Origin of the sequence: Embleya sp. NPDC008237 (assembly GCF_042956465.1) — a bacterium.
In the GTDB taxonomy this organism is placed as follows: domain Bacteria; phylum Actinomycetota; class Actinomycetes; order Streptomycetales; family Streptomycetaceae; genus Embleya.
Window position 1 is genome coordinate 796,138 of record NZ_JBIBGL010000001.1, and the last position, 24,513, is coordinate 820,650.

General features: G+C 70.2%; 20 protein-coding genes. 14 read left to right on the forward strand and 6 right to left on the reverse strand.

The window, feature by feature from the left end:
• Positions 1-81: 81 nt before the first annotated feature.
• The 3 genes from argF (at position 82) to ACFZBU_RS03255 (ending at position 3,428) form a co-directional block, all read left to right on the forward strand.
• Positions 82-1,083 carry an ornithine carbamoyltransferase gene (argF, locus tag ACFZBU_RS03245; protein WP_391581725.1) on the forward strand — a complete coding sequence of 334 codons (1,002 nt, stop codon included), beginning with the start codon at positions 82-84 and terminating at the stop codon, positions 1,081-1,083.
• A 152-nt stretch (positions 1,084-1,235) separates the two neighbouring features.
• Positions 1,236-2,171, forward strand: coding sequence for a carbamate kinase (gene arcC, locus ACFZBU_RS03250; protein WP_391581726.1), 936 nt, complete (start codon positions 1,236-1,238; stop codon positions 2,169-2,171).
• A gap of 213 nt (positions 2,172-2,384) precedes the next feature.
• On the forward strand, positions 2,385-3,428 hold the full coding sequence (locus ACFZBU_RS03255; protein WP_391581727.1) for a hypothetical protein: 1,044 nt from the start codon (positions 2,385-2,387) through the stop codon (positions 3,426-3,428).
• Positions 3,429-3,647: 219 nt separating this feature from the next.
• On the opposite strand, the gene ACFZBU_RS03260 is transcribed toward ACFZBU_RS03255, so the two are convergent.
• The gene (locus tag ACFZBU_RS03260; protein WP_391581728.1) at positions 3,648-4,940 is read right to left on the reverse strand and encodes a TerD family protein; all 1,293 of its coding nucleotides are present in this window, start codon (positions 4,938-4,940) and stop codon (positions 3,648-3,650) included.
• A 300-nt stretch (positions 4,941-5,240) separates the two neighbouring features.
• On the opposite strand from ACFZBU_RS03260, the gene ACFZBU_RS03265 reads away from it, so the two are divergent.
• From ACFZBU_RS03265 to ACFZBU_RS03290, 6 genes are all read left to right on the forward strand, one after another.
• Entirely contained in the window at positions 5,241-6,095 is an 855-nt protein-coding gene (locus ACFZBU_RS03265) for an ABC transporter permease (RefSeq protein WP_391581730.1), read from the forward strand.
• Positions 6,088-6,897 carry an ABC transporter permease gene (locus ACFZBU_RS03270; protein WP_391581731.1) on the forward strand — a complete coding sequence of 270 codons (810 nt, stop codon included), beginning with the start codon at positions 6,088-6,090 and terminating at the stop codon, positions 6,895-6,897. Before ACFZBU_RS03265 ends, ACFZBU_RS03270 begins: the two co-directional genes overlap by 8 nt.
• Positions 6,894-7,889 carry an ATP-binding cassette domain-containing protein gene (locus tag ACFZBU_RS03275; protein ID WP_391581732.1) on the forward strand — a complete coding sequence of 332 codons (996 nt, stop codon included), beginning with the start codon at positions 6,894-6,896 and terminating at the stop codon, positions 7,887-7,889. The genes ACFZBU_RS03270 and ACFZBU_RS03275 overlap by 4 nt, the downstream gene beginning before the upstream one ends.
• A 254-nt stretch (positions 7,890-8,143) precedes the next feature.
• Entirely contained in the window at positions 8,144-11,221 is a 3,078-nt protein-coding gene (locus ACFZBU_RS03280; RefSeq protein WP_391581733.1) for a hypothetical protein, read from the forward strand.
• Between the two features lie 92 nt (positions 11,222-11,313).
• Entirely contained in the window at positions 11,314-12,951 is a 1,638-nt protein-coding gene (locus tag ACFZBU_RS03285; protein ID WP_391581734.1) for a BCCT family transporter, read from the forward strand.
• Positions 12,952-13,046: 95 nt separating this feature from the next.
• The gene (locus ACFZBU_RS03290; protein WP_391581735.1) at positions 13,047-13,673 is read left to right on the forward strand and encodes a class II aldolase/adducin family protein; all 627 of its coding nucleotides are present in this window, start codon (positions 13,047-13,049) and stop codon (positions 13,671-13,673) included.
• A gap of 52 nt (positions 13,674-13,725) precedes the next feature.
• Here ACFZBU_RS03290 and ACFZBU_RS03295 read toward each other — a convergent pair whose 3' ends face one another.
• A complete protein-coding gene (locus ACFZBU_RS03295) occupies positions 13,726-14,226 on the reverse strand; it encodes a hypothetical protein (RefSeq protein ID WP_391581736.1) in 501 nt (166 codons plus the stop codon).
• A 202-nt stretch (positions 14,227-14,428) separates the two neighbouring features.
• Here ACFZBU_RS03295 and ACFZBU_RS03300 point away from each other — a divergent pair, with 202 nt between their 5' ends.
• On the forward strand, positions 14,429-14,806 hold the full coding sequence (locus ACFZBU_RS03300; RefSeq protein ID WP_391581737.1) for a peptidase inhibitor family I36 protein: 378 nt from the start codon (positions 14,429-14,431) through the stop codon (positions 14,804-14,806).
• Between the two features lie 22 nt (positions 14,807-14,828).
• On the opposite strand, the gene ACFZBU_RS03305 is transcribed toward ACFZBU_RS03300, so the two are convergent.
• Positions 14,829-16,691, reverse strand: coding sequence for a serine/threonine protein kinase (locus tag ACFZBU_RS03305; protein ID WP_391581738.1), 1,863 nt, complete (start codon positions 16,689-16,691; stop codon positions 14,829-14,831).
• Between the two features lie 51 nt (positions 16,692-16,742).
• Positions 16,743-17,273 carry a hypothetical protein gene (locus ACFZBU_RS03310; protein ID WP_391581739.1) on the reverse strand — a complete coding sequence of 177 codons (531 nt, stop codon included), beginning with the start codon at positions 17,271-17,273 and terminating at the stop codon, positions 16,743-16,745.
• A gap of 69 nt (positions 17,274-17,342) precedes the next feature.
• Between ACFZBU_RS03310 and ACFZBU_RS03315 the strand changes: the two genes are divergently transcribed.
• Positions 17,343-17,879 (forward strand): hypothetical protein, encoded by a 537-nt coding sequence (locus ACFZBU_RS03315; RefSeq protein WP_391581740.1) that lies wholly within the window; start codon positions 17,343-17,345, stop codon positions 17,877-17,879.
• On the opposite strand, the gene ACFZBU_RS03320 is transcribed toward ACFZBU_RS03315, so the two are convergent.
• Both ACFZBU_RS03320 and ACFZBU_RS03325 read right to left on the reverse strand, forming a co-directional pair.
• Positions 17,841-19,403, reverse strand: coding sequence for an MDR family MFS transporter (locus tag ACFZBU_RS03320; RefSeq protein WP_391581741.1), 1,563 nt, complete (start codon positions 19,401-19,403; stop codon positions 17,841-17,843). The genes ACFZBU_RS03315 and ACFZBU_RS03320 overlap by 39 nt on opposite strands.
• A gap of 86 nt (positions 19,404-19,489) precedes the next feature.
• Positions 19,490-19,987: a hypothetical protein gene (locus tag ACFZBU_RS03325; RefSeq protein WP_391581742.1), complete on the reverse strand. Its 498-nt coding sequence runs from the start codon at positions 19,985-19,987 to the stop codon at positions 19,490-19,492.
• A gap of 242 nt (positions 19,988-20,229) precedes the next feature.
• Here ACFZBU_RS03325 and ACFZBU_RS03330 point away from each other — a divergent pair, with 242 nt between their 5' ends.
• The 3 genes from ACFZBU_RS03330 (at position 20,230) to ACFZBU_RS03340 (ending at position 24,450) form a co-directional block, all read left to right on the forward strand.
• Positions 20,230-20,652 carry an ATP-binding protein gene (locus ACFZBU_RS03330; RefSeq protein WP_391581743.1) on the forward strand — a complete coding sequence of 141 codons (423 nt, stop codon included), beginning with the start codon at positions 20,230-20,232 and terminating at the stop codon, positions 20,650-20,652.
• Between the two features lie 920 nt (positions 20,653-21,572).
• Entirely contained in the window at positions 21,573-23,486 is a 1,914-nt protein-coding gene (locus tag ACFZBU_RS03335) for an IucA/IucC family protein (RefSeq protein ID WP_391581744.1), read from the forward strand.
• 34 nt (positions 23,487-23,520) lie between these two features.
• Positions 23,521-24,450, forward strand: a complete 930-nt coding sequence (locus ACFZBU_RS03340) for a hypothetical protein (protein WP_391581745.1) — start codon at positions 23,521-23,523, stop codon at positions 24,448-24,450.
• The last annotated feature ends 63 nt before the right edge of the window (positions 24,451-24,513 follow it).

Genomic DNA, 24,513 nt, shown 5'->3' on the forward strand with positions numbered 1-24,513 from the left:
GCGTTGTGTGATTCGTCGTGCGACGTCTCACCCGATTGTTTCGTCGACTTTTCGATCCCGTCCGAAGAGAAGCCTGGAGCCATGGCCTTCAATCTGCGTCACCGCAACTTCCTCAAGGAATTGGACTTCACCCCCAAGGAGTTCAATCACCTGCTCGACCTCGCCGCGGATCTGAAGGCCGCCAAGTACGCGGGCATCGAGCAAAAGCGCCTCGTCGGCAAGAACATCGCGCTGATCTTCGAAAAGACCTCCACCCGCACCCGGTGCGCGTTCGAGGTCGCCGCGTACGACCAGGGCGCGGGCGTGACCTACCTCGACCCGGGCGGCTCGCAGATCGGGCACAAGGAGTCGATGAAGGACACCGCGCGCGTGCTCGGACGGATGTACGACGGCATCGAGTACCGCGGCAGCAAGCAGGAGTACGTCGAGGAACTCGGCAAGTACGCGGGTGTGCCGGTGTGGAACGGGCTGACCGACGAGTGGCACCCCACCCAGATGCTCGCGGACATGCTCACCATGCGTGAACACTCCGACAAGCCGCTGCACCAGGTCTCGTTCGCCTACCTGGGCGACGCCCGCAACAACATGGGCAACTCGCTGCTGATCACCGCTGCGATGCTGGGCATGGACGTGCGCATGGTCGCGCCCGAGGAGCTGTGGAACGACCCGGAGATCGTCGACAAGGCCAAGGAGATCGCGGTCGCGACCGGCGCCCGGATCACCCACACCGTCGATGTCGCACAGGGCGTCAAGGGCGTGGACTTCCTCTACACCGACGTGTGGGTGTCCATGGGCGAGCCCAAGGAGGTCTGGGACACCCGGATCGCGCAACTCAAGGCGTACCAGGTCAACATGGACGTGGTGAAGGCGACCGGCAACCCCAAGGTCAAGTTCATGCACTGTCTCCCGGCCTTCCACGACCGCAACACCAAGGTGGGGCAGGACATCTTCGAGAAGACCGGCATGGAGGCGCTCGAAGTCACCGACGAGGTCTTCGAATCGCACTTCTCGATCGTCTTCGACGAGGCCGAGAACCGCCTGCACACGATCAAGGCGGTCATGGTCGCCACGCTCGGCGACTAGAGCACGGTACGAGGACCGGCGCGGCCCGGGCACCGGACCACCGGTACCCGGGCCGCTCGTGGTTACGGAACACCCCATTCATCCTGATCTGCCGCGACGTTGTGATCGGCCGCCGGTCGTTCGGATCGCCGCCCGGACCGAAGGGATCCACCATGCGCGTCGTCGTCGCCCTCGGCGGAAATGCGATGCTTCAGCGCGGGGACAAGCCCGACGCCGACATCCAACTGCACAACATCCAAAAAGCGGTCAAATCGTTGGCCCCGCTGGCCCGCGAACACGAACTCGTGGTCACCCACGGCAACGGCCCCCAGGTCGGCGTGCTCGCCCTCCAGTCCGCCGCCGACCAGTCGCTCAGCCAGCCCTACCCGTTCGACGTGTTGGGCGCGATGACGCAGGGCATGATCGGCTACTGGCTGCTCCAGTCGCTGCAAAACGCGCTGCCGGGCCGGCAGGTGTGCTCACTGATCAACCAGACCCTGGTCTCCACCGCCGACCCCGCATTCCAGAACCCGACCAAGTTCGTCGGGCCGGTCTACGAGGAGGACGAGGCCAAGCGGCTGGCCGAGGAGCGCGGTTGGATCGTCAAGCCGGACGGCAAGTGGTGGCGCCGGGTGGTGCCCTCGCCCAAACCCGCCCGCGTGGTGGAGACCCGTCTGATTCGGCAACTGCTCGCCTCCGGGGCCGTCGCGGTGTGCGCGGGCGGCGGAGGTGTACCGGTGGTCCGCAACGAACTCGGCCAACTCACCGGCGTCGAGGCCGTGGTGGACAAGGACCTGACCGCGGCGCTGCTGGCCGAGGCCCTGGACGCGGACGTGTTGATGCTGCTCACGGACGTCCCCCGCGTGGTGCGCGGATTCGGACAACCCGACGCGCAGGAGATCACCAACGCCACCCCCATGCAACTGCGCGCCGGTGACTTCCCGGCCGGTTCGATGGGCCCCAAGGTCGACGCGATCTGCCGATTCGTCGAGATGACCGGCGACATGGCCGCGATCGGCGCGCTCGACCAGGCCGCCGAGATCCTGCGGGGCAACGCCGGCACGATCGTCACGCCGAGCGGCAAGTATCCGGAGACCAGCCTGTTGTAGGGGACGACCGGGCGACACACGGGGCCGCGAGTGCGGTCTGCGGATGCGGGTCCTCGGGTGCGGTCCTCGGTCGCGGGCGCCGGTCGACCGGTGTGGGGGCGATGCGGATCGTGGCGGACGCACCTGCGGGCGCACATTCGTCGACGATCTTTTCGAGCGCGGATCGGCAAAGGGTCTGGTCCGATCGGCCCGTGTCCTGTGACCATGTCGAGCATGGCCGTCTCCGTGATGCCTGCCGCCGACACACTCGCCCGAACGCTGCTCGCCGCCCGCGGCGCCGAGTGGGGGGACTGGTCCGTCGAAGCCCTGCAGGAGAGCGCCGGGCGGCTCGGCTGGGAGACTCGCCGGGACGAGGACGGGTATGTGGCCATCGAGACCGGCATACCCGGACTGCTGTGCCGGGGGGATTCCGGCGAGCGCACCGACGGCGCCCCGTGCATACGCTTCACCGCTCCGTTGCCGGTCCGGGCGGACCCGCCGCCGCCGATGCCCGGGTTCCAGGGCCCGTCCGTGCCCGGCCAATACCCCTACGGCGGCGGCGCCTGGGGCACCGTGCCCTACGTCCGCGACCGCGGGCGGGAGTTGGACGCCGCGCACACCAGGCTCGGCGCGGCACTGACCGCGACCCTGGGCCCGGCGCCCTGGCGGGGCGGGCCCGCCGCGTGGCTGCGCTGGCGATCGCGCCGAACCACCCTGCGGCTCTCCCGGGACGACGCGAACGAGGCGCTCGTCATGGAGTTGTTCCCCACGCGCGCCGGCGAGGCGTTCGAACGGCGCGGCTTCGAACGGGCCGGTTCACTGGCCGAACTGCCCTACATCTGGTGTGTCAGCCGCCCCGACATGAGCCTGACCGAACTGTTCCTGCCGTTCGGGCCGGACCCACGCGACTGGGCGGACTTCCGCGATGCGCTGCCGCGCGTACTGTCCTCGCTGGTGGTGGACATGCCGCTGGTCGGCTGGGTGGAACCGGTCCTGCTGGTGCTGGGCGACGTCGCCGAACCCGCGCACACGGCCGAGATCCGCGTCGGGCAGGACCGCCTCGAACTGGGCAACGTGCCCGGCAACGGGCGCCAGGTGTGGCTGCGCCCCGGCGCCGAACACGCCGTCGCGGCGGCCGAGTCGATCCTGGAGGCGTTCGCGTTCTGGGGCATCGACGGCGTACGCCGGCTGCGCACCCGAGCATGGACGTCCGGCGGCTACGTCGACCTGCCCGGCATCGGAGTACGCCCCGAGGGGACACACCCGGACGACGCGTGACGACGACGCGCGACGCGCGGCCCGCGGGGCGGACGCCCATGCCCGCGCCGGCGACCGTCGGCGCATGCGCATGCGCCCGCAACCGTGCTGCGCCTGCGCTTGCGACCGCGGCCGGGCACGCGCCCGCGACCACCTCCGGCGCACGTTCGCGGTCGCGAGCGCGACCGCGCCTGCGACCGCACTCGTACCCCCGTCATGGCCCTGCGCAGGGCGCGTTCGTCAGTCCTTGGTGCCCGCTCGCCACTGCAGGCCCCAGCCGTACGCCTGGTCGACCTTCTGCTGGTTCCCCTTGATGTAGCGCACCTCGCGCTGGATGGTCAGATCCCCGCCCTGGTTCTGGACGAGCGCGATCGCGCACGAGCGAGCCGCGCCGCCGGTCTCGTCGAGCCGGATCTCCAATTCGGGGCCGGTCGCCGGGGTCAGCGTCACCACCGCCTGCGCGTCGTCGAACGTCACACCCTTGTAGATGAACGCGAAGATCAGCAGGCGCTTGAAGCTGCTCTTGTGGTCGAGGTTGATGAACAGGTTCTCCCCGGCGGTGTTCGCGCCGGTGCGGTCGTCGCCGTCCAGGAACACGTACGGCGGCTTGTCCGGCGAACCGAACATGTTGCCGAGCGCCTGCACGATGCCCTTGGTTCCGTCGTTCAGCTCCCACAGGCAGCACAGGTCGAGGTCGGTCGGCCCCATCAACCGCTTGAGCATGCCGCGCCCGGGAGCGGCCTGAACCCAGTTCAGGTTCACCCGCATGCGGCTGCCGGTGATGCCCTCCTTGCTGAGCGACACCATCGGTGAGGCCTTGGTCAGCGTCACCTTGCTCAACCGCACGGGCGGCCTGCCCGGTGCGCTCGCCGGCGGCGGGGTGGCCGGCGGACGCGCCGGCTCGGGCTTGCGGACATTCAGCCGAGGCGCCGGCGGTGGGGTCGACGCCGGAGGCGGGGGCGGCGCGGGCGCCTGCACCCGAGGAGGCGCGGGCGGCGGGGGCGGGGCCGTCACCGAGATGCCGAAGTCGGTGGCGAGCCCCTCCAGCCCGGTCGAGTAGCCCTGCCCGATGGCTCGGAACTTCCAGGCCCCACCACGGCGATACAACTCGCCCGCGAGCATCGCGGTCTCCACCGTCGCATCCGCGATGTCGAACCGGACCAGGTCCACCTCGGCCCCGGGATCGCTCACCAACAGGTGCAGGTCACGGATACCCGCGAAGGTGCCGCTGTGCGCCGAGGCCGCGAGCACCACCCGATCCACGCTTGCCGGAATCGACCCCAGATCGATCTCCAGCGCGTCCCGCGACCACGTCCCCTCGTCCTTGCCGACGTGGCGAACCGCGCCGGAGGGATGGGTCGGCTGGTTGTAGAACACGAAGTCCGCGTCGCCCGAGACGCGACCCGACGCACCCAACAACAGCGCCGACGCGTCCAGGCCGGGCGTACTCGGCCCCGGTCGCCAGACGAAGACCGCGCGCACCTTCGCTGCGGCCACCGGCGTGTTCTGTCCCTTGCCCAACTGCTGCACCATGCGCACGATCGTCACACGAGTGGGCTGATCGGTTCATCCTTTGCGGCGAAAAAATCAGGTGCCCACTCGTACGGGTCAGTAAAACCGGGGTGAAACGTACCCGCTCGTCCGCTACTCTTGCTCGCCTTGCCCGGGGTGTTGCGGGCCGGGGCCGGCGTTCGACACGCATCAGGCTCGGCGCAACGAAACCAAGAGTGAGCATCCCCACACCTCCGACCGAGGTCACTTCGGTATGCCCGGAGTCGCGTGTCCCGTCGGCCTCGCCGACGCCGCACGCTGCCCGGGGAAAGGGATTTCACCATGACGTTCGCTTTCGCGCGCCCCCCGCGGGTCGACCACCCGCCGGACCGGCGAGCCCGGCTGTACCGCTTCGGCGCGCTCTTCGGCGCGGGTTTCCGCCGCTGGTCCACCTACCGGCAGGCCGCCCTCGCCGGCCTGTTCACCAACACCGTCTTCGGTGTGATGATCTACTCCCTGATGCGCGCCCTCGCCGAGGACGGACGCCGGCCCGGCGGCTACGACGCCGCCCAACTCGCCACCTACGTCTGGGTCGGGCAGGGCATTCTCAGCGTCGTACACGCCTGGTCCTGGAACGAACTCGCCGACCGCGTGCGCAGCGGTGATGTGACCTGCGACCTGCTGCGCCCGATCGACCCGTTCGAGGCATTTCTGGCCGCCGACCTGGGCCGGGCCGCCTACGCGGTGCTCGCCCGAATGCTGGTACCCGTGCTCGTCGGCGCGCTGATGTTCACCATGTACATCCCACAACGCCCCTACACGATGCCGCTGTTCGTGCTCTCGCTGATCCTGGGCACGATTCTCAGCTTCGCCCTGCGCTATCTCGTCAACCTCGGCGCGTTCTGGCTCCTCGACGATCGCGGCCTGGGCGCCATGTGGATGCTGGCCTCCGGCGTGCTGGCCGGATCCTTCTTTCCGCTGCGCTTCCTGCCCGACTGGGCCCAGGCAGTGCTGTGGTTCGGCACACCCTTCCCCGGCCTGTTCCAGATCCCGCTCGACGTCGTGGTCGAACGCCCGGGACCCGCCCAGCAGATCGGCAGTGTCGTACTGCAACTGGTCTGGGTCGCGATCCTGGTGCCCCTCGTCCTGCGCGTGCAGCGAGCCGCGACCGACAAGCTGGTGATCCAGGGTGGCTGAGCCGAGTGTGCTCCAGGCGTACGTGCGCCTGGTGCAGGCCCAGATCCGCAGCCAGACCCAGTACCGCACATCATTCTGCGTCGACGTCGCGTCCTCCGCGCTGAGCACACTCGTCGAGGCCGCGGTGGTCCTGGTGGTGTTCCGGGTCTCGCCGACGGTGGGCGGGTTCGGACTGCGCGAGGTGCTCGTGATGTCCGCGCTCGCGGTGTTCGCCTTCGACCTCGCGGACCTGATCGTCGGCAACGTCGAACGACTGTCGCTGTACGTGCGCAAGGGCATGCTCGACGCGGTCCTGGTCCGCCCCTTGCGCGTGCTGCCGCAACTGCTCTCCACCGACTTCGCGTTGCGCCGAATCGGCCGGGTCGCGCAGTCGTGGGTGCTGCTCGTGGTCGTCCTCGTGTACGCCGATCTGCATTGGACGCCGGCCCGCGTCCTGATGCTCGTACTGACCCCGGTCGCGGGCTGTGCGCTGTTCGCCGCGGTGTTCGTATTGGGCGCCTGCGTCGCGTTCTGGTTCGTCGAATCCGGCGAGATCGCCAACGCGTTCACGTACGGCGGCAGGGAGTTCGCCCGCTACCCGGCGACGATCTACCCGGGGCTGCTGCGCCGGGTGTTCGGCTACGGGGTCGGCCTCGCGCTGGTCGGATATCACCCCGCGCTGTTCCTGACGGGGCACGCGGATCCACTCGGCGGGCCGGACTGGCTCGCCTGGCTTTCCCCGGCCGTCGCGGCATGCGCGTGGCTGATCGCGCTGCTGATATGGCGGACGGGGATTCGGCACTACAGGAGTACGGGATCGTGACCGCGACCGAGACCATGACCACGATCGGCACCGAGACCGAGACGATGATCGAAGTGCGCGACCTGCGCAAGGAGTTCACCGTCCGGCGCAAGGTCGGCCGAATCCGCCGGGAATCCCGCACGGTGGCCGCTGTGGACGGCGTCGCGTTGAGCATCGCGCGAGGCGAGACGGTCGGCTACATCGGACCCAACGGGGCAGGCAAATCGACCACGCTCAAAATGATGACCGGCATCCTGACGCCTACCTCCGGACACGTGCGGGTCTGCGGCCTGGAACCGGTGCCCTGTCGACGCCGGCTGGCCCGTCGGATCGGGGTGGTCTTCGGCCAGCGCTCGCAGCTGTGGTGGGATCTGCCCCTGCGGGAGTCGTTCCGGTTGCTGGGATTCGTCTATGCCGTGCCGCGCGCCGAGCATCAGGCCCGGCTCCGGCGGTGTCGGGCGATGCTCGAACTGGACGAGTTCATGGACACGCCCGTGCGCCAACTCTCGCTCGGGCAGCGCATGCGCGGCGAGATCACGGCCGCGCTCCTGCACGGCCCGGACGTGTTGTTCCTGGACGAGCCGACGATCGGACTCGACGTGGTGAGCAAGCAGTCGCTGCGCGCCTTCCTGGCCGAGATCGGCACGCGCGGGGACGTGACGACCGTGCTGACGACACACGACCTCGCCGACATCGAGCACCTGTGCCGGCGGCTGATCGTGATCGACCGCGGGCAGGTCGTGCACGACGGGACGCTGGAGGCCCTGCACGCACGCTACGGCTCGCGCCGGCGAGTGGTCGTCGACCTGGACGAGGCGCGTGCGCTGGACGTGCACACGCCCGGGATCACGATCGAGGCGACCGAGGCGGACGGCAGACGGATCACCTTCGCCTTGGACGGCGTGCCGGCGGGGGAACTGATCGCCAGGATCGCGCGCGATGGGGGACTGCGGGACGTGTCCGTGCGGGAGCCCACGATCGAGGAGGTGGTCGCGCGGCTGTACCGGGGATGAGGGGACGGCATCGTTGATGCCGCCGTGGCCCGGGCCGGCCGGCGGCCCGGGGATCGAGCCGTTGGTGGTTGGCCGGTGGCCGGTCGTAGTCGGCGGGTTGTGGATTGCGGGCTTCGGTCGTGATCCGATCGGGCTCCCGCGCCGAGCCGTGGACGACCCGCGCGTCCGGCGTCGCGGTGGGCACCCGGTTTGAGGGATTGCCCCCTGCGGGAGGGCGGCGTCTCGGGAGAGAGTCTTCCCGAGGGGGACGGGACATGACGCGCAGTCGGGATGAGGTCGTCGGTGCCGCGTTGTCGCGGTGGGCGGCCGGACGTTTTCCATTGCCGGCCGATCCGGGACATCGCTGGTACCTCGCTCGCGAGGGCGCCGTCGCGGCCTTGGCCGGGGCCGCGACGACGCTGCGGGCGGCGGAACCCGATGCGGCGGTGGCCGGGTGGGTGGGCGACGCCGACCCGGACCAGATACGGGTACTCGCCGCTGCGTCTGCCCGTCCTCCCGCCCTGGTCGTGGTGGGGGCGGCCGGCACCGGCAAGACCAGGACCGCCGCGATGGTGATCCGGCGCGAGCAGGACGCAGGCGGGCGCGTGTTGGTCGTGACACGGCAGCGGTACGGGGCGCGGCGGTTGTGGGCGGAACTCGCGCGGTCCGGGGTGACGAGTGGCCTTGCAGGTATGGGTGCGGGTGCGGGCGGTGACGATGCGACCCGTGCGGGTGTGGGGGCGGGGGACGGGCTCGGCGCCGGGTCGGATGGTGATGCGGACGGGCCGTTGTTGGACCGGCATCTGCGTTCGATGGTCGAGCCGTATGGGGCCTGGGGATCGACCCTGGGCGGGATTCAGGATCACCTCATCGGACGGCCGCCCTGGACCGGGCCGGTGCTCGATCGGCAGGCTGCGTCCGTGCTCGACCCGGACGAGGCCGGTCGGCTCGGTCGCGAACTCGAACGGTTCGCACACGCGGGTGGGCTGCGCGATGCGGCCTGGCACGGTGTTCGGATCGACACACCCGAGCAGGCCCGGACCACCGTCGGCGAGATCGCCGAACTGCGCTCCCGCTTTCGGGAGATCCGAGCCGGCGCGGCCGGGGCGCGGCTGCACGCCGATCGGCCCGAACCGCGCGACCTCGCCGAGTGGACCGCGTGCCTGGTGCTCGTCAAGCGGCTGCGCCAGTTCTCGATCGCCGTCGACCCGGAAATCCTCGCGGGGCCGTACTCGATGCGACAACTGCTCGCGGCCACCCGCTGGTACGGCCGACCCGCGGCGCGCCGCTATCTGCGCGACCGCACCCGTTTCCCGGCCGACCGGGCCGCCATGCGGCTCACCCTGGTCGAGGCGCGGACCCTGCACGGGCTCTTCCGAGCGCAGTCCGGAGGGGTGCCGGAAGCGGCGTCCCTGCGGGGGATGGTCCTGGCGTGGGCCGATTCGGAACGCGAACGGCAGGCACTGGCGGGCTACGCCACATCGTTGTTCCCGATCCTGAACCTGCCGGTGGACACCTCGCTGCCCGAGATCGGCGCGCGCCTCGATCGGCTGGCCGAATCAATCTCGGCGGACGGAGCGTCCTGGGAGCGCCTCGCGGATCGCTGTCGGTCGTACCGCGATCTCGCGACCGCCGGCCTCGGGCCCCTGGTGGCGGATCTGACGGCGCGCGGCGTGTCGCCGGGGCGGGTCGCGGACGAGTACGAGCGATTCCTGTACACGTCGCTGGCCCACGCCTGCACCGGCGGCGAGCCCGGCGCAGTGGTGGGCCTGCAGGCGCACGCGCATCGGTATCGGACGCGGGCGGCTGCGACTGCGGCCGCTGCCGCCGGGCCGGGCCCGGGTGCGGGGACGCGGCGGCGCCCGTCGGATGTGTCGGCGGACGCAAACGTGAGGGTGATGTCGCCTCGCGATGTTCGGCGATTGCCGGACACGGCGTACTTCGACCTGGTGGTGATCGACGATGCCGGGCTCGTGAGCGAACGCGACGTGATCCCGGCTTTGTTGCGGGCGGGGCGCGTCGTGTTGTTCGGGGACCCGACGGGGCCGGGACTCGGTGATCCCGACGGGCCGGGCGAGCCCGGTGATGCCGGCTCCGAAGGCGACCTGCGCTCTGCACTCGCGTCGGTGAGCCGGTTCGTCGAGCCGGTGCGGATCGCATACATACACCGCCCTCTCGATGAACGCCTTGCAATACCGGGCGTGCTGCCGGCGGCACGGCTTCCGGGCGTGCGGGGCGAGGAGGCGGCGGTACGGCACATCGTGACCGGCGCCCACGACCTGGCGGGAGTGGTTGCCACGGCCCGGTCGTACCGGGCGCGGTATCCCGAGGAAACCCTTGCGATCGTCACCCTGGGTGGGTCGCAGGCGCGACGCATTCGGTCCGCACTGTCGACGGGGCGCGCCGACGAGGAGTTCGCGGTGGAGCGGGCGGCGGTCCTGCACGGGGGCGAATGGGACACCGTGCTCCTCAGCGTCGGGGCGAAACGGGATGCCGAAGGACGCCTGATCCATCGATTCGGTGCGGCCACCATGCCCGGCGGGGACGCACTCGTGGCCTCGGCGGTCTCACGGGCACGCCGGCGACTGGTCGTGATGACCACGTTCGAGGAGGCCGAACTCGATTCGGCACGGCTGCGGGCGCCGGGGGCTCGGCTGTTGCGAACGGTGCTGCGACACGCGGCAACCGGCGGGCGCGGAGCGGTGGTGGGTGAGATCGCGGCTGCGGGCGCAGGCGCGCGCGGCAGCAGGGTCGGTGCGGGCGCGGGAGCGACCGGAGCCCCGGACGCGTTCCACGCCGATGTGCTCGATCGCTTGCGGGCGGCCGGTCTCGAACCGATCCATGAGTTCGGGGGGCGGGCGGGCGTGGTGATCGCGCTGCCGGGGCTTCCGGCGGATCCTGGTACGGCCGCGGGTGCGGGCGAACGCGCAGGCGCACGCACCGTCGACGGCTTGCGGGCCCGAGCCACCGCATGCCGATACCCGGCCGACGCCGCAGGCGCGGATTCGGACGAGACCGCGGTCGCGATCGCGGGCCACCCGGGTACGCACGCAGGCGCAGGCGCCTGCCACGGCGACGGCGCAGACGCGCCCGCAAACGCACCCGCAGGTGCGGGTCCGCCGAGGCGGATGGTGGTTGCGATCGAGACCGATCGCAGCGCGGCCTACCGTGCGGAGCCGTCGGTGCGCGAACGCGAATGGTTGCGGCCGGCCCGTCTGGAGGAGCGGGGGTGGGTCGTGTACCGCCTGTGGAGTGGGGACTGGATCCGGGACCCCGACCGGCAGATCCGGCAGATCGTGGCGCTGTACCGGTCTGCGGCACGCGCCACCGGGGTGGCTGCGACAAAGGAGTGATGCGGGGGCGCAGCCCGGCGCGCCCCGCACTTCCCGATCCGCGAGGCCGCACCATGTCGTGTGGCATGTGACCGGACGAAAAGGACGATTCAGTGAGCGGATCGAGCCGGGACGCCGCTGCCGCGCCTCGGGTGGACCCGGTCGTCGCCGGCATCGGCTTCGCCGCCGTACTCGCCGTCGTCCTGTGGGGCGTCTTCGCCAAGGATTCGCTCGAGACCGCGGCGTCGACCGGACTCGACTGGACCATCCGCAACTTCGGCTGGCTGTTCGTCGTCGCCGCCGACGCCTTCGTCGTGCTCGCAGTGTTCATCGCCGCGTCGAAGTACGGCCGGATCAGGTTGGGCAAGGACGACGACGAACCGGAGTTCGGCACCGGCGCCTGGGTCGCGATGATGTTCAGCGCCGGCATGGGCATCGGCTTGATGTTCTACGCGGTCGCCGAACCCATCCAGCACTTCGCCACTCCGCCGCCGGCCTCGGGCGCCGTCCCACAGACCCCGCGTGCGGCCGGCGCCGCGCTCGAATGGACACTGTTCCACTGGACGCTGCACCCGTGGGCGATCTACGCGATCGCCGGCCTCGCCCTCGCCTACGCGACGTTTCGGCGCGGTCGCGGAAACCGGGTCAGCGCCGCGTTCGTACCGCTTCTGGGCCGGCACGCGGACGGCGCGCCCGGGCGGGCGATCGACCTGCTCGCCATCTTCGCGACCGTGTTCGGCTCGGCCACGAGCCTGGGGCTCGGCGCTCTCCAGGTTGGCAAGGGCCTGGACCTGACCACCGACGTCAAGGACACCTCGACGCTGCACGTGGTGATCATCATCGCGCTCACGGCCGCCTTCGTGGTGTCCGCCTTCAGCGGGATCCATCGCGGCGTCAAGTGGCTCAGTACCGCGAACGTGCTGCTCGCGCTGGTGCTCATGCTGTTCGTGTTCGTGGTCGGGCCGACGGTGTACGTGCTCGGTGTGCTGCCCGCATCGGTCGGCAGCTACCTCAACGACCTGCTGACCCTCGCGACTCGTACCGGCACCTTCGGCGGCGACGCGTGGATGGGCACGTGGACGATCTTCTACTGGGCCTGGTGGCTGTCCTGGGCCCCGTTCGTGGGCACGTTCATCGCACGCATCTCGCGGGGGCGCACGGTTCGTCAATTCGTGATCGGCGTACTGCTCGTGCCGAGCGCGGCGAGCACGGTCTGGTTCGCGGTGATGGGCGGAACCGCGCTGCGCCTGCAACAGACCGGCGCGGCCGACCTGGTCGCCAAGGTCGCCGAGGGACCGGAGTCCGGCCTGTTCGCGATGCTCGACGCGCTGCCCCTGTACGCCGTTACCGCGACGGTGGCGATGGTGCTGGTCGCGCTGTACTTCGTCACCGGAGCCGACTCCGCCTCGCTCGTGCTCGGTTCGCTGACCAGTCGGGGATCACTCAAGCCGGCGCGTTGGCTGGTGGTCGGGTGGGGCGCTCTGATCGGCGCGGTCGCGGCGGTACTCCTGGTCGCCGGTGGCCTCGAATCGCTGCAACAGGCGACCATCCTGGTGGCGTTGCCGTTCGTGCTGGTGATGCTCGCACTGTGCGTGGCCCTGCTGAAGGACCTGAACAGCGACCCGATGGTCGCGGCGGGACCGAGGCGCATGCGGGCGCGCGGATTGTCGGAGGCGGTGCGTACGGCGGTGGGGGACGAGGGCGAGGAAGTCGAGACGGAGGCCTTCCACCGACACCACGGTGGGATCTGAGCGCGCCGATCTGATTGGATCCGTTCGGGCGATGTCGGCCCGATCGGTCGTGCTGGTGTCGGCGAATCCGGGCGCATCCCGGTCGGGAGGCCTCGGTGCTGTTGGAGGACGAGCGTCGCGAACTGTGCGAGTTCGGACGCCGGATCGTCGAGTCCGGCCTGGTGGTCGGTGCCTCGGGCAACCTGAGCGTGCGCCGCGGCCGGCTGATCGCGATCACCCCCTCCGGCGCCCCGCTGGAGCGCATCACGCCGGTGGAGTGCGCGGTCGTGGACCTGTCGGGGACGGTGGTGGAGGGCACGCGGGCGCCGTCCTCCGAGACGCCGATGCACCTGGCGCTGTACGAGAGCGACCCGCACGCCGGGGCCGTAGTGCACACGCACGCGGTGTTCGGCGCGGTGGTGGCGACGACCCTGCCGGTGTTGCCGGCGATCCACTACAACGTGCTGCTGCTCGGCGGCCACGATGTGCGGGTCGCCCCGTACGCGACCTATGGCACCCCAGAGCTGGCGGACTCGGTGCGAGCGGCGCTCGCGGGTGGGCGAAGCGGGGCGCTGCTGGCCAACCACGGGAGCGTGACCCTGGGGCGGGACCTGATCGAGGCGTACGACCGCACCAGGATCCTGGAATGGCTGTGCGAGGTCTACGTGCGCTCACTCGCCGTGGGTACGCCGAACGTGCTGACCGCCGCCGAACTGGCGGCGGTCGAACAACGGATGGCGTAGACCGACGATCCGGTACGGGCCGGGCCGCGGCGTACCCCGGCCCGGCCGTCGGTCAGCGCTTGACGTCGATCACGATCCGGCTCGGGTTGGTCAGAACCGACGTGACCACCTGCTGGACGTTGCTCTTGTAGCCGATGCCGACCTTGAGCTTGCCTTCGAAGTCGCACGTGACCGCGTACCCGGTGAGCGAGGGCATGTTGGTCACCACGGTGCGCGGGCCGGTGTAGGTCGCGTTGCCGTTGTCGTCGTGAGCCGCGCTCGCGATGTCCAACTCGACGTACTCGGCGCTGTTCGGGAAGCTGACCGGCTTCCCGCTGGCGCACTGTTCCAGGCTACTGGTGCCGGTGACGCCGTAGGCGGGCACGCCGGCGGAGAAGTCGAGGACCACACGGTCGAAAGTCGCGTGTTGCCCGGTGCGGATGTTGGTCAGGTACGTGGTGCCGGCGGCCTGGGCGGTGCCCGACAACACGGTGGTGGCGGCGATGCCGACGACGGCGGCGACGCCGAGCGCGGAGCGGACGAGATGGCGACGGGGGACGGATACAACAGCCATGACAGCCTCCGAATGAGCCGATATATACAGCGACGAAACGTTTCGCACTCTGGTTCCGAGATGGGCCATGTCGATCTTCAATGCACTCTTTCGAGGTAAATCCACGCCCGTTCGCCCGCACTTCGCCCCTTCGTGAGCAACCCTGGACACACGTCGGAACCGGGGCATGGATTCGACGAACGGGGAAGTTCTCATGAATCGCATGCGACGTCGCCTTGTCTGCGCGCTGGCCCTGACCACGAGCCTGTTGACTGCCGTGGGGGCACCGAGCGCCTCCGCCGGATCGGCTGTGGCAGCCTCGTGCGCCCCCGGGCAGGTGTGCTTCTGGACCGAGCCGGGCTTTGCGGGTGCGCCGGCGGCGACCTTCGAACTGAGCGGCGCCAACGTCGAGCAGTGCGTGTCACTGCCCAACGGGGTCGACGCGCTGTCCTTCGCGAACCGCATGGATCGCTACGTGACGATGTATCAGAGCAGGGAGTGCGCCACGGAAGGGGACTTCAGCACCTATCCGGGCGAGGGAGTTTTCGTGCCCGACGTCCCCTTCACGGTGCGGGCCTTCCAGATCTGGGAGAAGCCGTGACGGTGGTGAGGGCAGACGATCGTCATCTCTGGGCTCCCGAGTAGCCCGAGAAATCGAAGGAGGCGACGATCCGGTCGACCGTCGCGTCCAGACTCGGCGGCATCGCGAAGGTCTCGATGGAGACCTTCGTGACCGGCAGCCACCACACCCGAGGGTGGTACGTCGAGCCGTTGTCGCAACCGGCCGACCAGCGCCGGTAGTCGGCGGTCTTGGGCCCGACCGGGCGGAACCCGCGCTCGACGATCGTCGAGGACGTGGTCATCGCGGTGCCGCGGGGTATTGCCCCGCGGCACCAGGCGTCGCCCTGCCAGACCCAGCCGGATCCGGATTCGAGATCCAGCGCCCGTCCCCACTCGTCACCGGGCGGATCGGGCAGGCGGATCTCCACGCCGTCCACCGCGCAGCCGTCGCCGGCGCGGCCCAGGAGCGTGGCGGGCGGCAGCACACACATCACGTGGGGGCCATCCGCGCCCTGCTCGACCGTCCAGCCCGCGGGCACGACGAACGTGATGCCCTGGAGGCTGCGCCGGGTCTCACCGGCCGCACTCGGAGGCACCGCCGGAGGGCGCGCCCCGGGGGTCGTGGGCGAGGCCGAGGCAGGAGGTGCGGCGCCTGCGGGTGAGGCGGCATTCGAGACGGTGGTGCCGCCCTCGGCGGTCTTGGCGGTCGGCACATCCGTCCTGCGGGCAGTGGCCGGTGCGTCATCGTGGACCAGATTCGGCACCGCCACCGCAGTACCGACGGCCAGCAGGCAGGCCGCCACTGCCGCGGCGATCGGCCCGGCACGACCGCGACTGCGGGGCTCGGACGGGGGCGGTAGGGCGGGAGGGAGGTGGTGCGCCGAAGGATGGGCCGGGGGTGGTAACGACGGCGAAGGCGTCGCGTGGAACGTGTGCACGGATTGCGGACGCGTGGACGACAGCGGCGGGGGATCGGCGAGCGGCCCCGGCGACGATGGCGAGGCGGGCGGGCGGGCCGACGCGGGCGTCCCCTCGGTTGCGCCATCGATGGGGGCCTGATGCGCCGGGAGCATCGTGGTGACGGCTTCCGGGAGCCAGGCATTCGGGGCCGCGTGCGCGTCGACGCCGAGTTCCTGGAGGTAGGTCAACACCTGCGCGGCGGGCGGGCGGTCCGCAGGATCCTTGGCCAGACAGGACTGGATCAGACCGCGCAACTCGCGCGGGACGCCCTCCAGATCCGGCTCGCCGTGGACCACGCGATATACGACCGCCTCCACCCGGCCGCCGCCGAACGGTGGGCGACCCGTCGACGCGTGGACCAGCACGCCGCCGAGCGCGAACACGTCGCCGGCCGGTCCCACTTCCCCGTCGAGGGCCTGCTCGGGGGCGAGGTAGCCGGGAGAGCCGATGGTGCTGCCGGTGCGGGTCAGCGCGGTTTGCTCACCCATCCGCGAGATGCCGAAGTCGATCACGCGCGGACCGTCCTGGGCCAGCAGCACGTTGGAGGGCTTCAGATCGCGGTGCACGACCCCGGCGGTGTGGAGCGCGGCCAGAGCCTCGGCAAGGCCCCCGGCCAGCACGCGCACGGCCTCGGCGGGCAGCGGACCCTGCTCGGCGACCGCGGCGTGCAGCGACGGCCCGGGTATGTAGGCGGTGGACAGCCACGGCTCGTCCGCGTCCGCATCGGCGTCCAGGACCGGCGCGGTGAAGAAGCCCTGCACCCGCCTGGCGACGTCGATCTCGCGCCGGAACCTGGCCCGGAAGTCGGGGTCCTGGGCCAGTTCGGCATGAATGACCTTGACCGCGACCGGTCGCCCGCCGGGCGAACGGCCGAGATAGACGCGCCCCATGCCGCCGGCGCCGAGCCGACCATGGATCGAGTACGGCCCGATTCGAGTCGGGTCCCCTGACTGAAGCTCGCGCATCGATTCCCCCTGAGTCGATGAGTGCCCACGCCCCCGGGCGCCGGACCGCCGTCAGTGCGGTACGCGCGTCACGAGGTCGAGCAGATCCTGCCGGCGCAGATCGGCGTTCGGGCCCCAAGCCCGCAAAAACGCTGCCGCGTGGACGAGATGGTCCCGTGCGCGGTCGAGCGCCGGTGCCTGCACCGGCTCGCCTTCGCCCTCGGGTGCGCACGCGGGATCGGATTCGCTTCCGCGCGCCGGTCCGGTCTCGCCGTGCTCCCACGCGACCTGGAACAAAGCCGCGACCGTGTCGGGTTCGAGGCGGCGGTCGTCGCGCAGCGATGCCCCCATGTATCGGAAGGCCGCGAGGAACGCGGCGGCCGTCGGCTCGCGGTCCGCCGACAGGGCCTGGATCCGTTCTGCCGCGACGCCCGGTGTCGGACAGGTCGGGGTAGGCGGCCCCGCCACCCAGTACAGCTGCTTGTGCGGCATTCCGGCCTCGACCACCAAGCAGCCGGCGATCGCAGCCATACGATCGGCATAGCCTCGGATCCGGAAACGAGCGCCGTTGTCGTCCTGGCGCCACAGTTCCCACTCGTTCATGCGAGTCAGTGTCCCTCGTTCGAGTGATCGCCGGGCGGGGCAACGTAACACTCCGCTCCAATACATCGCATGACGACGATGACATCGACCGCCGCCGAGCAAACCCGAATCTCCGCGCGATCGACGGCGCGCCCCGAGTTGGAGGTCGCGGTGGACGCGGCCCTGGAACGGCTGATGCTCGCCGGATCCGTGCGGTCGGCGTTCGCGCCGCCGCGCCGGACCGCGATCGAGGCTCGCGCGACCACCGAGCCCGAGGCGTGGGTGCGCTGGTGGCGCCGCTTCGAACCGGCCAGGGAACGGCGCGATCTGTCGGCCATACGCGGCATGATCCTGGGCCTGATGGCCGGCTACGGCCTCGCCCGGTTGATCGAAGGCATTCCCGAACGCAGCCTCACCCGGCGCGTTTGCGACGTCGTGGTCGTCCTGAACCGACTCAACGGCCAGGGCGAGCACGACCTGGTCCTCGACCTGGCAGGGCTCGCGTTGCGCCGACTGGAAACCGACGAAGGGCTCGCCGGCAACCCCAACCACTGGGCCTGGGATGCGGCGGAAGACCTGCGCGACCTGTCAGCCGGCCTCGGACAGCTTGCGTTCGGTGCCCGCTGATCCGGCCGTGAGGTGCTTCGGCCCCCGACGCAACGGGATCTCCCGCAACATCAACGCGAGCGCGAAGCCGAGAATCGCGATCGGGACGGCCGCCAGGAACACCGCGTCGAGCGCGTCGGCGAATCCGACCAACGTGGCCTCCCGTTGCGCCGGCGGCAATGCGTCGATCGCCTTCCGGGTGACCCCCATGCCGGTCTCGCCGGCATCGTCGCTCCCGACCCCATCGGCCAGCCCGTGTGCGAACACCGCACCGAGCACGGCCGCGCCCAGGGCCGAACCGATCGAGCGGGCGAACGAATTCAGGCCGGTGGCCACGCCGATGTCCGACTGCTCGACCGAATTCTGCACCGCGAGTGTGGTCACCGGTCCGATCGTGCCGAGCCCGAAGCCCAGCACCATCAGCCCGATCAGCAGATGCCAGTACGGGCTGTCCGTGCCCAGCAGGGACAACACCACGAGCCCGGCCGCGGCGAGCAGCGTGCCGATCACGGGAAAGCGCTTGTACTTGCCGATCCGCGAGATCAACCGACCCGACAACGTCGAGCACACCATCATCGAGAGCATCATCGGCGCAAGCAGCAACCCCGATTCGGTCGGACCGTGACCGCGCACGATCTGTTGGTAGATCGGCAGGAACGTGCTCATCCCGAGAGTCAGACAGCCGGTGACCATCGTCAGCGGACACGCCACCCGCACGATCGTGTTGCGCGAGAGCAGCCGCAAGGGAATCAACGGGTCGGCTGCACGCCGTTCGACCCATACGAAACCGGCGAGCATGCCGACCGCCGTCACCGCCAGCACCAGGCTCGGTGCGGAGATCCAGGCGAACTGCGTCCCGCCCCAACTCGTGAACAGGATCAGGGCACTGGTCCCGCAGGTGAGCAGGGCGAGACCGGAGCCGTCGAACGGACGCTTGACGTAGGCCTTGCGCGGCAGTCTGAGCACCACGGACGTGACCATCAGCGCCACCGCGCCCAGGGGGATGTTCACGTAGAACACCCATCGCCACGACAGCGCCTCCGTGAAGAAGCCGCCGATCAGCGGCCCGCACACGGTCGAGAACGCGACCGTGGACGCGATGAAGCCCTGGTAGCGGCCACGCTCGGCGGGCGGCACCAGGTCGCCGATAATCGCCTGCGCGTTGCTCATGAGCCCGCCCGCGCCGAGCCCTTGGACCGCCCGGAAGGCAATCAGCGCGCCCATCGACTGCGCGGTGCCGCACAACATCGAGCCTGCGAGGAACACCACGATGGCGAACTGGAACAGCCGCTTGCGGCCGTGCACGTCGCCGAGCTTTCCGTACAGCGGGATCGAGACGGCCGTGGCGAGGGTGTACGCGGTGGTTACCCACGCCAGGTGTTCGAGCCCGCCGAGGTCGGCAACGATCGTCGGCATCGCCGTCGAGACGATGGTCGCGTCGAGCGACGCCAGCATGACGCCGAGCATCAACCCGCAGAAGACCAGCAAGATCTGGCGGTGCGTCAGAGTGTGTGGGGCGGCGGAACCCGCCCCCGAATCCTTCACATCGCTAAAAGCTAGGCTTGGTAATGAATCATGTCAATGATCATCAACCGGCCGGGCCTGCGATGCTGCTCCTCGGCGCGGCCCGCCTACGCGGCACCGCTGCGCAGCTGCGCCACCACGCCGTCCACGCCCTCGCTGCGCAGCCGCTCGACCACCCGTACGCCATCGAGGCGGGTCTTCATGTCCTGCGGGGTCAGCCCCCTCTCCAGGCACATGGCCGCCAGCTTGTACTCGGTGGGCAGGATCCCGGCGGTCAGCCAGGCCAACACCTGCGCTGCCGTCATGTCCAACTGGGTCCAACTCGTCGCCATCGCGTGCCGCTGCTCGGGCGTGGTCCGGGGGTCGATCTGCTTGATTACCCGACCGATGTCGAGAACGCGCGTAGCGTCTCGATTGGGTGCCGCCGTGGGGGCCGGCGCCGGGATGACCGCACGCGGCACCGACTGCGCCTGACGGCGCTGCTGCTGCGGGGGCTGGTGTTGTCGATTGGACCGGGACGGCGTCTCCGAGCTGCGCCGACGAGGCCGCCGACCGTCGAGAAGGTTGGCCAACATGGCCTGTTCGACGGCATCGAGATCTTCCACCACAGGTAGTCACCCTTCTGGAATCCGCACCGTGCACAATCCGGTCATTCACAGAGGAATGCCGCTGTTCGGCGCTCACAATCACACGCCGGGAGGGACGTGGACTGCGATGGTCTTGCCCATGTCGACCTTCGCTCACACACGCGACCGATCATCGAATCGTAGCGATATGACGAATCGTCAACCGTGCGCCCGCAAGCGCGCCGGTCAGTACGCTGAGGCGCGGTGCCGAAAGGGGTGACATGGGAACGGGATACGAGCGATCCTGCTGGTTCACCCTGCCCGCCCAACCGGCCTCGGTCGCCCAGGCCCGACGGGCTCTCGCGGACCATCTGACCTACTGGGGACTGCCCTACGGGCACGACCTGGGCTACGCCCTCAAGTTGGTCGCCTCCGAATTGATCACCAACTCCGTCGAACACGCGGCCGTACTCTCGCCGGAGGTCTCGGTGACCTGTACGGTGCACGACGGCTGGCTGTGGTTGGGAGTGCGCGACCGCCACCCCTACCGTCCGGTCGCCCTGTTGGAAACGGTCGACGACACCTCCGGCCGAGGCCTGCTGATCGTGCGCAACGTCGTCACCGAACTCGGCGGCCAGATCCACATCGAGGCGCACCCCGACGGCAAGACCCTGTGGGTGATCCTGCCGTGGCCCGTCGCCTGAACTCCGCCCCGCTCACGGCTTCCCGATATATACCCGCTTCGCGCTCCGTCGCCTTCTCGATTGAAGCCCTGGCGAATCTCGGGGCGCGCTGTCGGTTCGTCATCGACCTCGGTTCACCGATGAGCCGCCCTGGCACGTTCCGAGAGCCCGGGGTACGCCGTCGCGCACGCCCGCGTGCGGCATCGACAACCGCGGCCCGTACGAGAGTGGAACGCACGTGCGAGGGATCCTGTGGATCGACGTTCAGGCAGCGCAAGAACCTCGCTTCGCCGGCCGAACAACCCGTGGTCGAGCGCGTCACCGGAGGCGAGACCTCGCACGGTTCAACCCTCGATACCTACGACCTCAGGGCGTCCGTATCGTAACCGCAGCCGGACGGACCGTGCCGACGATCAGCGGAACGGGGGGATTGCTGCGCCCATATTCGGCACCAGTACCCCGATCCATCAAAAATGGCGCAAACTCCTTGTGGGCGCGGGATGTACACCCTGCCCAATCTCGATCGCCGCATCGACGATCACCGCCGGCCGACGGACCCGTCACGGTCTGCTCGTCACGACCGCGCGTCCTCATCCGGGGAACGCGAAACCACACCGGAACCGCCGTGTCCGGTTCCTGACATCGCTCTTATGGAGGCGTTCGTACCGTGGTGACGGGCGCCCGCGGCGGCTCGGCAGCGACATCGCGGCAACGGGGCGATTTTGCAGACACGTTGGTGGCCGCCACCATCTCGGATCATGAGAAGGGGTTGCCATCACGCAAAGCCCGCACACGGGAGCCCGATGCGGGACATGATTCTGATAACCGGCGGATTGCCGTACGGTGAACGTCCCTCGGAGCGGCGGTGAATGGGCCGCGTCCACGATTCGAACCGTAGCCCGACCCACGGCCGTGCAGACCAGGGGAGGTACGTACCGCACATGTCGACATCCGCGGAGGCGCTTCCGGAGCCGGCGCGACCGGGCAGCCCTCGAAAGCCCACTCCGGGCCCGGCCGGGGACGAACCCTCGCCCCCGCGAGCCCATCCGACCCATCTCGAACCCGAACACCCGCGCCACGGCGCGGTACTCGGCGCCGCGCGACACATCGGCCCCGGCGAGCCGGCACCGAGCGATCCATTGCTCGACCCCGTGCCCGCCCGTGCCGCCGACCACGCGGCCATCGAGAATCTGCTGCGTTGCCGCATCCGCGAAAGCGGCACAACGGTACCGGCGGGCGGTCCTTTACGGCTTCCGCTGCCGGCGACCGCCAGCACCGTCGTCGCGCCGATCCTGTACCGCTCGGAGACGGGCATGCACCGCTTCGGGCCGGTCCGACTGAGCAGCGGCGTCGCACTCGACGCAACCACGCTGGCCGTGCTGCTTGCGATCGAGGCGGCGCACGGGCGGGTCGGCTCGATCACCGCGATCGCCGACATGACCGACCGGGTGATCGACTCGACCCGGCGGATCGCACACCATGTCGCCGAGCGCCGCAAATCGCCCGAGGACACTCCTGAAACGACGCCGTTCCTGTGCACCGAACAGTCGATCGTGCTCGGCCACCCGATGCACCCCTCGCCGGCGTCCCGCCAAGGCATGTACGGACCCTCGTCGCCGCGCTACTCGCCGGAACTGCGCGGTTCGTTCCCACTGCACTGGTTCGCCGTCGACCCCTCCGTCGCGGTTCACGACGGCGACCTGGGTCGTCCCGTACCGGTCGTGCTCGCCGGGCTTGCCGAAGGTGACGTGAGCCTGCCACCGGGCATGGTCGCGCTACCGGCGCACCCGTGGCAGGCCCGCGACGTGTTGGGCAGGCCGGGTGTCGCCGCCCTCCTGGAGCGGGGTCTGCTTCGCGACCTCGGCCCGGGTGGGCCCGCGTGGTCAGCGACCTCCTCGCTGCGCACCGTGTACCGCACCGGGGCACCCGTCATGCTCAAGACCTCGCTCGGCGTGGAGATCACCAACTCCCGTCGGGAGAACCACCGCAGCGAACTGCGCCGGGGTCTGGCCGTGCACCGCATGCTCGACGCCGGCCTCAAACGCGTCATGCACTCCGCCCACCCCGGCTTCGACGTGCTGCGCGATCTCGGTTGGATCGCCGTCGACATCCCCGGTGGTCGTGGCGAATCGGGGCTCGAACTCGTCGTGCGGGACAACCCGTTCGGCCCGCGAGACCGCGTGCACTGCATCGCCGGGCTGGCCGCGCCGCGCCCGGACCTGCCGCGGGGGAGGTCGATGCTCGCCGAGGTGTTGTACACGCTCGCCGCGCGCACCGCGACGCCGCTGCGGGAGACCGCCGAATCGTGGTTCCGTCGCTACCTCGACGTGCTGGTCGCACCGATTCTGTGGCTGCACGGCGAATATGGCCTGGGGCTCGAGGCGCATCAACAGAACACCCTGGTCGTGCTGGACACGGACGGCCGTCCGATCGGCGGGCGCTACCGCGGCAATCAGGGCTACTACTTCTCGGCCGAACGCGGTGCGCGGCTTGCCCGTTGGCTCCCCGGCGCGGGTCGGGACCTGGGCACGTGGTGCCCGGACCACGTGATCGACGAACGGCTCGGCTACTACCTCGCGATCAACAACGTCTTGGGCCTTGTCGGAGCGATGGGCGCGCAAGGGCTGGCCGACGAGAAGGCGTTGATTGCGATCTTCCGCGACCGGCTCGTCCGCACGCGCGCGGACCACCCCGCCGGGCGCCCGCTCATGGACCGCCTCCTCGACGGTGCCACACTGCGGTGCAAGGCCAATCTGCTCACCCGCGTCGCGGGTCTCGACGAACTCGAAGTCCCGTTGGAGACCCAGTCCGTCTACGTCGACATCCCCAACCCGATTGCGGACGTGCGCGGCTGAGCGGTTCTCGTACCACCACAGAGGAGACGGCACGGTGCGCGCGAACGTCACGGTCCTGGCGCTGCACCGGTACGAAGGCGAACCCCTGGAGTACGAGGACGCGGTCTGGATCGGTGACGGGGCCGGACGCGGGTTCCTGCCGCCGGCCGGACCCGCGTGCAGGCGCGCCCGAGTGGACCGGCCGGGCGCGCTTCGGGTCGCTCTCGCGGACGGCGCCGCGGAGAGCCTGCTCGCGCGGCGCTGGGCCGAACTCCTGGTGCGGGCCTGCGGCGCGGCGCCCACTCCGCTCCTGTGCGGGGGTACTGGCTTCGCCGACGTGTTGGGGCGCGCCGCGGACCGGTGGCCGGAACTGACCAAGCGGTACCTGGTCGAGCGGGATCGGCGCGGGATGCCCGTACAGCCGTACGAACTGCGCAAGTTGGAGCGCGGAGCCCATGCCTCGGCGGTACTCGCCGCGCACCTCGCGCCGCATCCGTGGCTCTCCGGCCGGGGCCAATGGGCGGCCGCGGTGCTCGGTGACGCCTATCTCTTCCAGGTCCGCGGCGACCGGCTCTGGCGGGTGTTTCCCACCTCCCGCCGACCCGATGTCGCGACCAGCAACGGCGCGGACCCCGCGGCGGTGGCACGGCGGGTGCGCTGCGCGCGCGGTACCTGGACCGATCGCGACCTGCTGTACGTCGCCAACGACACCGCCGGCGCGTGGTTCCTGCGCACCGCGCTGGCAGGCGGGCGCCCCTGGGAGGAACTCCGTGAGCCTGCGGCGGGCAGTCCGCGCGAACTGGCCCGGTGGGCAGCCGCGCGACGGCGGGCGGGCATCCTCGACAAGGGAGACCTCACGCTCGTGCGCATCGATCCGATGATCGGTCCGGCGCGAACGCCTGGGGACGGGGGTGGGGAGCAGAATCCCGCGCGAAGCCATCCGCGTGCGTTCTCGTCTCCGACGGCGAGCATCGAGCGGCCGTGAGGGCGCGGCCGGGTCACCGAAGGGGTGGGGCCGGCCGCCGACGGTCCCACCCCTTCAGTTCTT

Coding starts and splice junctions, on each gene's coding strand:
- ACFZBU_RS03265 (WP_391581730.1), top strand. CDS start 5,241: ATGACGTTCGCTTTCGCGCGCCCCCCGCGGGTCGACCACCCGCCGGAC.
- argF (WP_391581725.1), top strand. CDS start 82: ATGGCCTTCAATCTGCGTCACCGCAACTTCCTCAAGGAATTGGACTTC.
- ACFZBU_RS03335 (WP_391581744.1), top strand. CDS start 21,573: ATGTCGACATCCGCGGAGGCGCTTCCGGAGCCGGCGCGACCGGGCAGC.
- arcC (WP_391581726.1), top strand. CDS start 1,236: ATGCGCGTCGTCGTCGCCCTCGGCGGAAATGCGATGCTTCAGCGCGGG.
- ACFZBU_RS03300 (WP_391581737.1), top strand. CDS start 14,429: ATGCGACGTCGCCTTGTCTGCGCGCTGGCCCTGACCACGAGCCTGTTG.
- ACFZBU_RS03305 (WP_391581738.1), bottom strand. CDS start 16,691: ATGCGCGAGCTTCAGTCAGGGGACCCGACTCGAATCGGGCCGTACTCG.
- ACFZBU_RS03255 (WP_391581727.1), top strand. CDS start 2,385: ATGGCCGTCTCCGTGATGCCTGCCGCCGACACACTCGCCCGAACGCTG.
- ACFZBU_RS03310 (WP_391581739.1), bottom strand. CDS start 17,273: ATGAACGAGTGGGAACTGTGGCGCCAGGACGACAACGGCGCTCGTTTC.
- ACFZBU_RS03295 (WP_391581736.1), bottom strand. CDS start 14,226: ATGGCTGTTGTATCCGTCCCCCGTCGCCATCTCGTCCGCTCCGCGCTC.
- ACFZBU_RS03280 (WP_391581733.1), top strand. CDS start 8,144: ATGACGCGCAGTCGGGATGAGGTCGTCGGTGCCGCGTTGTCGCGGTGG.
- ACFZBU_RS03330 (WP_391581743.1), top strand. CDS start 20,230: ATGGGAACGGGATACGAGCGATCCTGCTGGTTCACCCTGCCCGCCCAA.
- ACFZBU_RS03260 (WP_391581728.1), bottom strand. CDS start 4,940: ATGGTGCAGCAGTTGGGCAAGGGACAGAACACGCCGGTGGCCGCAGCG.
- ACFZBU_RS03315 (WP_391581740.1), top strand. CDS start 17,343: ATGACGACGATGACATCGACCGCCGCCGAGCAAACCCGAATCTCCGCG.